The organism is Nocardioides sp. (genome assembly GCF_036401255.1).
In the GTDB taxonomy this organism is placed as follows: domain Bacteria; phylum Actinomycetota; class Actinomycetes; order Propionibacteriales; family Nocardioidaceae; genus Nocardioides.
The window spans coordinates 1-6,469 of sequence record NZ_DASWVI010000173.1; the positions used below are offsets into that span (position 1 = coordinate 1).

At 73.2% G+C, this 6,469-nt stretch carries 8 protein-coding genes; 1 reads left to right on the forward strand and 7 read right to left on the reverse strand.

Going from position 1 to position 6,469, the window contains the following annotated elements; translation table 11 throughout:
- Window positions 1-135, forward strand: a 135-nt coding sequence (locus VGD85_RS08170) for a transposase (protein ID WP_300642663.1), incomplete at its 5' end; no start/stop codon positions are given.
- 36 nt (window positions 136-171) lie between these two features.
- Here VGD85_RS08170 and VGD85_RS08175 read toward each other — a convergent pair.
- From VGD85_RS08175 to VGD85_RS08205, 7 genes are all read right to left on the reverse strand, one after another.
- Entirely contained in the window at window positions 172-657 is a 486-nt protein-coding gene (locus VGD85_RS08175) for a hypothetical protein (RefSeq protein WP_331062959.1), read from the reverse strand.
- Between the two features lie 72 nt (window positions 658-729).
- Window positions 730-2,160, reverse strand: a complete 1,431-nt coding sequence (locus VGD85_RS08180) for an acyl-CoA carboxylase subunit beta (RefSeq protein ID WP_331062960.1) — start codon at window positions 2,158-2,160, stop codon at window positions 730-732.
- A gap of 23 nt (window positions 2,161-2,183) precedes the next feature.
- Window positions 2,184-3,449: a beta-ketoacyl-[acyl-carrier-protein] synthase II gene (locus VGD85_RS08185; protein WP_331062961.1), complete on the reverse strand. Its 1,266-nt coding sequence runs from the start codon at window positions 3,447-3,449 to the stop codon at window positions 2,184-2,186.
- Window positions 3,450-3,506: 57 nt separating this feature from the next.
- Complete coding sequence (locus VGD85_RS08190; protein WP_011755445.1) at window positions 3,507-3,752, reverse strand: acyl carrier protein; 246 nt, start codon at window positions 3,750-3,752, stop codon at window positions 3,507-3,509.
- Window positions 3,753-3,817: 65 nt separating this feature from the next.
- Complete coding sequence (locus tag VGD85_RS08195; protein ID WP_331062962.1) at window positions 3,818-4,819, reverse strand: beta-ketoacyl-ACP synthase III; 1,002 nt, start codon at window positions 4,817-4,819, stop codon at window positions 3,818-3,820.
- On the reverse strand, window positions 4,819-6,003 hold the full coding sequence (locus tag VGD85_RS08200; RefSeq protein ID WP_331062963.1) for an acyltransferase domain-containing protein: 1,185 nt from the start codon (window positions 6,001-6,003) through the stop codon (window positions 4,819-4,821). Before VGD85_RS08200 ends, VGD85_RS08195 begins: the two co-directional genes overlap by 1 nt.
- Window positions 6,004-6,095: 92 nt before the next feature.
- On the reverse strand, window positions 6,096-6,469 hold a 374-nt coding region (locus VGD85_RS08205), incomplete at its 5' end, for a helix-turn-helix domain-containing protein (protein WP_331062964.1).

Below are 6,469 nucleotides of genomic sequence, written 5' to 3' on the forward strand. Positions count from 1 at the left end.
CCAACGGAGGCGATCAACGGCCGGCTCGAACACCTCCGCGGCTCAGCGCTCGGATTCCGCAACCTCACCAACTACATCGCCAGATCGCTGCTCGAGACCGGAGGCTTCAGACCACAACTACACCCTGGATTGTGAAGAGCCAGGAAACGATCGGGCCGAGGTTGGTGGCGGCTACGGGCGCCGCAACCGGAAGAAGGACGGCTCCAGCCAGACCTTGTGGTCCTCCCCGGCGTCGCCGTACCAGTGCACCTTGGCGCGGATCTTGAACCTGCCGGGGTGGGTCCCGTAGCGGCAGAAGCGGAAGTGGGCGCGGTCGCGCGCCGGGTCGGAGTCGGAGAAGTACGCACCGGAGGCGATCGTCTCGCCGGTCCGGTCGTCGAGGAACGTCTCGAGCGTCCAGTCGTCCGAGGGCAGGGTCAACACGTAGCGGTAGGCGTAGTTGCGGCACCCGTTGCGGAGCCGGCCGTCGTCGGCGTGGGTGCGCCCGTAGTCCGAGCGGTCGCGCTGCCGCTCGTGCGACGAGGAACCGACGAGCCCGCCGACCAGCCCCGAGATCGGGTCGGTGGGCTCGTCGGCCAGCGCGGGGACGGCGGTGAGCGCACCCGCGGCGAGGGTCGCCGAGGTGAGCAGCGTCGCGAGCCGTGTGACGGACGTCATGCCCGGTCCAACGCGGCACCCGCGCCGCGGGTTACGCCGCCAGCCCGGGGGAGCCTGGCGGGCGGGCTGCGCTCAGAGGGGGATGTTGCCGTGCGCGCCGCGGCGTACGCCGCCGCTCTGGACCGCGTCGTCGATGGCCCGGGCGAGCGCGCTGCGCGTGGTCTCGGGGCTGACCACCTCGTCGACCACGCCGATCTCCACAGCCTTGTCGACGCCGCCGGCGATCCGCTCGTGCTCGGCGGCCAGCTCGGCCTCGACCTGGGCCCGGATGTCGGGGGCGACCTCGGCGAGCCGGCGCCGGTGCAGGATCCGGATCGCGGCGACCGCGCCCATGACGGCCACCTCGGCGCCGGGCCAGGCGAACACCTTCGTGGCACCCAGTGAGCGGGCGTTCATCGCGATGTAGGCGCCGCCGTACGTCTTGCGGGTGACGAGGGTGACCCGTGGGACCACGCACTCGCCGAAGGCGTGCAGCAGCTTCGCGCCGCGGCGCACCACACCGTCCCACTCCTGGCCGACGCCGGGGAGGTAGCCGGGCACGTCGACGAGCACCACGAGCGGCACGCCGAACGCGTCGCACATCCGCACGAACCGCGAGGCCTTCTCCGCCGAGAGCGAGTCCAGGCAGCCGCCGAGCCGCAGCGGGTTGTTGGCGACGACGCCGACCGTGCGACCGCCGAGGCGGCCGAGGGCGGTCACGATGTTGGGCGCCCACCGGGCGTGCAGCTCCTGCATGGTGCCCTCGTCGAGCACCGACTCCACGAGCGGGTGCACGTCGTAGGCGCGCTTCTTGGACTCCGGCAGCAGCGCGGCCAGGTCGCGGTCCTCGACGTCGGCCACGACCAGGGAACCCTGGGAGCCGAGGAGGGCGGCGACGCCCCGAGCCCGGTCCAGAGCCTCGCGCTCGCTCTCGGCGAGGATGTGGACGACGCCGGAGCGGCGACCGTGCGGTTCGGGGCCGCCGAGCCGCAGCATGTCGACGTCCTCGCCGGTCACCGACCGCACCACGTCGGGCCCGGTGACGAAGATCCGGCCCTCGGGACCGAGGACGACGACGTCGGTGAGCGCGGGGCCGTACGCCGCGCCGCCGGCCGCGGGTCCGAGCACCACGGAGATCTGCGGGATCTTCCCCGAGGCCTGGGTCATCACCTGGAAGATCCGGCCGACCGCGTGCAGGGAGAGCACGCCCTCGGCGAGCCGCGCGCCCCCGGAGTGCCAGAGACCGATGATCGGCACCCCGTCGGTCATCGCCCGGTGGTAGGCGTCGACGACCACGCGGCAGCCGACGTCACCCATCGCGCCGCCCATCACGGTCGCGTCGGAGCAGAACGCGACCACCGGCGTACCGTCGACGCGGCCGACCGCGGCGAGCATCCCGGAGTCGTCGTCGGGGGTGATCAGCTCCAGCGTGCCCTCGTCGAGGAGTGCGCCGAGGCGGTGGACGGGGTTGCGGGGGTCCTGCTCGCGCGGGAGCTTGGCGGGCTTGGTGGCGGTGGCGGTCACAGTCGTCGGTGTCCTTCCGGGGCTCAGACCGAGCCGAAGGCGACGGCGACGTTGGCGCCGCCGAAGCCGAAGGAGTTGTTGAGGGCGGCGATGTCGCCCAACGGCAGGTCGCGGGCCTTGGTGGCGATGTCGAGCTCGACCTGGGGATCGAGGTCGTCGAGGTTGATCGTCGGCGGCGAGACCCGGTGGTGCAGGGCCAGCACGGTGGCGACCGACTCGAGTGCCCCGGCGCCACCGAGCAGGTGCCCGGTCATCGACTTGGTGCTGGTGACCACGACCTCGTCGGCGTGCGCGCCGAGCGTCGCGTGGATCATCAGGCCCTCGGCGATGTCGCCCTGCGGGGTAGAGGTCGCGTGGGCGTTGATGTGCGCGATGTCGCCGGGGCTCAGCTCCGCCTCGCTGAGCGCCCGCTGGATCGCGCGGGTGCCGCCGCGCCCGCCCGGGTCGGGCTGGGCGATGTCGTGGGAGTCGGCGGTGATGCCCGCGCCGAGCACGGTGGCGTAGATGCGGGCCCCACGCGCCAGGGCGTGCTCCTCGGACTCCAGCACGAGCGCGCCGGCGCCCTCACCGAGGACGAAGCCGTCGCGTCCGGTGTCCCAGGGCCGCGAGACCGAGGCGGGGTCCCGGCCGTCGTCGCCGCTCGCGGTCTTGGACAGCGCCATCATGTTCGCGAACGCCGCCATCGGCAGCGGGTGGATCGCCGCCTCGGTGCCGCCGGCGACCACGACGTCGGCCCGGCCGAGCCGGATCTGGTCCAGGGCCAGCGCGATGGCCTCGTTGCCGGAGGCGCACGCCGACACCGGGGTGTTGACCGCCGCCCGGGCTCCGACGTACAGGCTGATGTTGGCCGCCGGGGCGTTGGGCATCAGCATCGGCACCGCGAGCGGGGAGACCCGCCGCGGCCCCTTCTCGCGCAGCGCGTCGTAGTTGTCCAGCAGTGTGGTGACGCCTCCGATGCCGGAGGCCATCGCCACGCCGACCCGGTCGCCGTCGAGGCCGCCGTCACCGACGGCGCCCTCGAGCCCGGCGTCGGCCCACGCCTGCATCGCCGCGATCATCGCGAACTGCGAGGAGCGGTCCAGCCGGCGGGCCTTGACCCGCTCGAGGACCTCGCTGGGCTCGACGGCGATCCGTCCGGCGATCTTGACCGGCATCTCCTCGACCCACTCGTCGGTCAGGCGCCGCACCCCCGACCGCCCGTTGACGAGGGCGTCCCAGGTGCTCGCCACGTCACCACCGACCGGGGAGGTGACCCCGAGGCCGGTGACGACGACTCGCTTGGAAGACATGCTGCTCCTTGGTGGCTGACGGGGTGGCTCGACGGGCTCGGCGACCGGGTCGGTCGCTCAGGCCTGGGCGCGCTCGATGAACGCGACCGCGTCGCCGACGGTCTTGAGGTTCTTGACCTCGTCGTCGGGGATCGAGACGCCGAACTTCTCCTCGGCGGCCACGACGACCTCGACCATCGACAGCGAGTCCACGTCGAGGTCGTCGACGAAGGACTTGTCGAGCTGGACGTCGTCGGCGTCGATGCCGGCGACCTCGTTGACGATGTCGGCGAGGTCGGCGCGGATCTCTTCGGTCGTGGCCATGGAGGTGGTGCCTTTCGGTTGAGGTGTTGGATCGAACGGGTGTGACGGGACCGGTAGGACCGGGGCTAGGGGACGATGACGACCTGCGCGGCGTACGCGAGGCCGGCACCGAAGGCGATCAGCAGGGCCGTGTCGCCGCTGCGCGCCTCGCCCTCCTGGATCATCCGGTCGAGCGCGAGGGGGATCGACGCGGCGGAGGTGTTGCCCTGCTCGGCGATGTCGCGGGCGATGCGCACCCGGTCGGGGAGCTTCATCGCGCGCGCCATGGCGTCGGTGATGCGCATGTTGGCCTGGTGCGGGACGAAGACGTCGAGGTCGTCGATGCCGACGCCGGCACGGTCGAGGGCGAGCTGGCCGATCTTGGCCATGGAGTACGACGCCCACCGGAACACGGCGTTGCCCTGCATGACGAGGTGGGGCATCCGCGGGTTGTCGCTGGCGATCACGTCGCGCCAGTCCTCGCGCTGCCGGATCAGCTCGAACTGCTCGCCGTCGGAGCCCCACACCACCGGGCCGATGCCCGGGCTGTCGGTGGGTCCGACGATCGCGGCCCCGGCGCCGTCGGCGAAGATGAACGCGGTGCCGCGGTCGCCGACGTCGGTGAGGTCGGAGAGCCGCTCGACCCCGATCACGAGCACGTGCCCGGCGCTGCCGCCGCGGACCATGTCCGCCGCCATCGCGACGCCGTGGCAGAACCCGGCGCAGGCGGCGGAGATGTCGAACGCCGCGGCCTGGTCGGTGCCGAGCTCGTGGGCGATCGCGGTCGCGATCGCGGGGGTCTGGATCAGGTGGGTGACGGTCGCGACGATCACGCAGTCGATCTGGCGCGGGTCGATGCCCGCGCGGTCGATCGCCGCGCGCGCGGCCGCCACCGACATCACCTGGACGGTCTCCTCGGGGGTGGCCCAGCGGCGCTGCTTGATGCCGGAGCGCTGCTGGATCCACTCGTCGCTGGAGTCGATCGCGTCGACGACCTCGGCGTTGGGGATCACCCGCGAGGGTCGGTAGGACCCGATGCCGAGGATCCCGGCGTGCCGGGCCCCGTGGGCCTGCTCGATCGTGGCCATCAGGCTCCTCCCTCGGGGTGCAGGCGCAGCAGGGGTTGTCCGGGCGAGACCAGGTCGCCGTCCTCGACGAGCCACTCGACGACGGTGCCGCCGTGCGGGGCGCTGACCAGCGTCCGGTCCCGCAGGCTCGCGACCTCGCCGACCGCGGCGCCCGGCGTGAGCACGTCGGTGCCGGCCGCGGTGCCGTCCTGGTGGAAGGTCCCCTTGGCGGGGGAGACCACCATCCGCCAGGTGGGGGTGGTCTCCAGGCCGGAGGACTCGCCGTGCTTGGCGCAGAACGCGCGCGCGTCGTCGAGCTGGTCGGGGGTCTTGAGCGCGAAGGTCTCCACGCCCTTGAGGGCCCGCTTGGCGATGCCGGTCAGCGTGCCGGCCGGCGGCATCTCCAGGATGCCGGTGACGCCGAGGTCCTCCATGGTCTCCAGGCACAGGTCCCACCGCACCGGGCTGGCGATCTGGCCGACGAGCCGGGCGAGCACCTCGCGACCGTCGTGGACCACCCGGCCGTCGCGGTTGGAGATCACGCGGGTGCGCGGGTCGTGCACCGACACCGACCGGGCCAGCGCGGCGAGGTGGCCGACGGCGGGCTCCATGTGGTGGGTGTGGAAGGCGCCGGCGACGCTGAGCGGCATCAGCCGCGCCTTCGCCGGCGGCTCGGCGGCGAGGGCCTCGAGCTGCTCGAGGGTGCCGGCGGCCACGATCTGGCCCGGACCGTTGTCGTTGGCGGGGGTGAGCCCGTGCTTGTCGATCGCGGCAAGCACCTCCTCGCGGTCGCCGCCGAGGAGGGCGGTCATCCCGGTCGGGGTGGTGGCGGCCGCCCGCGCCATCGCGTTGCCGCGCTCGCGGACCAGCACCATCGCCTGCTCGGCGGTGATCACGCGCGCCCCGGCCGCGGCGGCGATCTCACCGACGCTGTGCCCCGCGACCGCGCCGATCTGCTCGAAGGCGTCCGCGGGGTGGGGGAACAGCTCCAGCGCGGCGACCAGGCCGGTCGCGACCAGCAGCGGCTGGGCGATCTTGGTGTCCCGGATGGTCTCCGCGTCCGCCTCGGTGCCGTAGTGGGCGAGGTCGAGGTCGGCGACGGTCGAGAGCCACGAGAACCGGGCGGCGAACGTCGGGTCCTCGAGCCAGGGCCGGAGGAAGCCGGGTGTCTGAGCACCCTGGCCGGGGGCGACGATGACGAGCACCCGTCCACTCTGCCGGGAACCCGGCCCGGACCTCGCCTCCGGCCCGCACGAATCGGTCCGCGATCCTTTGTGGGGTTCCTACAAAAGCAGCGTCAGCCGTCCACGGTGCCGCCGCGCCCGGACTGACGGCCCGACTGCCGGCCCGACTGACGGCCGAGCACGAGCGCGATCTCGAGCGTGAACGCGTCGCGCGGCTGCCCGGGGGAGAGCCCGGTGAGCTCCGCGACCTGGCGCAGCCGGTAGCGCACGGTGTTCGGGTGCACGAACAGCGCCCGACCGGTCGCCTCGATCGAGGCGCCGTGCTGGAAGTACGACGCGAGCGTCTCGATCAGCGTCCCGCGGGCCCGCAGCAGCGGCAGGTAGACCTCGTCGACCAGGTGCCGGCGGGCGTGCCCGTCACCGGCGAGTGCCCGCTCCGGGAGCAGGTCGGCGCTGCGCACCGGCCGGGGTGCCTCGGGCCAGCCCG

What these genes read in the sequence shown, in the direction of transcription:
- VGD85_RS08175 (WP_331062959.1), bottom strand. Translation starts at nt 657, where the DNA reads ATGACGTCCGTCACACGGCTCGCGACGCTGCTCACCTCGGCGACCCTC.
- VGD85_RS08185 (WP_331062961.1), bottom strand. Translation starts at nt 3,449, where the DNA reads ATGTCTTCCAAGCGAGTCGTCGTCACCGGCCTCGGGGTCACCTCCCCG.
- VGD85_RS08190 (WP_011755445.1), bottom strand. Translation starts at nt 3,752, where the DNA reads ATGGCCACGACCGAAGAGATCCGCGCCGACCTCGCCGACATCGTCAAC.
- VGD85_RS08195 (WP_331062962.1), bottom strand. Translation starts at nt 4,819, where the DNA reads ATGGCCACGATCGAGCAGGCCCACGGGGCCCGGCACGCCGGGATCCTC.